The following is a 484-nucleotide window of genomic DNA, read 5'->3' on the forward strand; positions in this document are numbered from 1 at the left end:
GTGACTGCTCTGCGACATCTGGTCACCCATGCTGCGGATGTTCTCGGTGTTGCGGTTGACCTCGACGGTCACGCTGGCCTGCTCCTCGGCCGCCGATGCGATCTGCGCGGCCATGTCGTTGATCTGCCCGACCGCCTCGGTGATGCGCTGCAGCAGATCACTGGCCGCCTGAGCATCGGTGACGCTCTGCGAGGCCTTGGTGCCGGCGTTGTCCATCACCCCGACCGCCTGACGGGTGGCATCCTGCAGCACCTGGATCATCGCCTCGATCTCGCGAGTCGACTCGTGGGTGCGCTTGGACAGCACCCGCACCTCGTCGGCCACTACCGAGAAGCCGCGGCCGTGCTCGCCGGCACGCGCCGCCTCGATGGCCTCATTGAGAGCCAGGAGGTTGGTGTGGTCGGCAATACTGGCGATGGTGGAAAGAATCGAGCTGATCTCGTTGGAGTGGCGGTGTAGCTCGTCGATGATGCGCCCCGCCCCC

General features: G+C 65.9%; 1 protein-coding gene. It reads right to left on the bottom strand.

Going from position 1 to position 484, the window contains the following annotated elements; translation table 11 throughout:
• A partial coding sequence (locus tag GYB81_RS24365) for a methyl-accepting chemotaxis protein (protein WP_233787694.1) occupies positions 1-484 on the bottom strand: 484 nt, incomplete at both ends.

Origin of the sequence: Pseudomonas yangonensis (assembly GCF_009932725.1) — a bacterium.
Taxonomy (GTDB): Bacteria; Pseudomonadota; Gammaproteobacteria; order Pseudomonadales; family Pseudomonadaceae; genus Aquipseudomonas; species Aquipseudomonas yangonensis.